This window comes from Pelomicrobium sp. G1, from assembly GCF_051905455.1.
Classification (GTDB): Bacteria; Pseudomonadota; Gammaproteobacteria; order Burkholderiales; family UBA6910; genus Pelomicrobium.
The window spans coordinates 1-344 of record NZ_JBQACR010000197.1 but is presented as its reverse complement, the minus strand read 5'-3'; the positions used below and the strand labels follow the sequence as shown (position 1 = coordinate 344).

Annotated in this window: 1 protein-coding gene; it reads right to left on the bottom strand. The window is 66.9% G+C overall.

The features are described from left to right. Positions 1-344 (bottom strand): sensor histidine kinase (locus tag ACTFO6_RS18155; RefSeq protein ID WP_439935793.1); only part of this gene is annotated, 344 nt, incomplete at both ends.

The following is a 344-nucleotide window of genomic DNA, read 5'->3' as shown; positions in this document are numbered from 1 at the left end:
CCCAATTGCTGCACGATCTGGTAGGTGACCCACAGCCCCAGGCCGTTGCCGTCTTCGCTCAACCGGAAGAAGGGCTCGAACAGGTACTGCTGCTCGTGCTCGGGGATGTAGGCGCCGTCGTTGCTCACGCGGATCTCCAGGCGTTCCCCCACGACCTGGATGCCGCACTCGATGCGACCGCCCGCCTCCACCGCGCGGGTGGCGTTGAGCAGCAGGTTGAGCAGGATCTGGCGCACCAGGGTGGAGGGCAGCGGCAGGGGCGCCTCGATCCGATTGTCCCAGGCGAGATGTGCGCCCTTGGGGTGGGCGTCGGACAGGACCAGGGTGCGGATATCCTCCAAGTC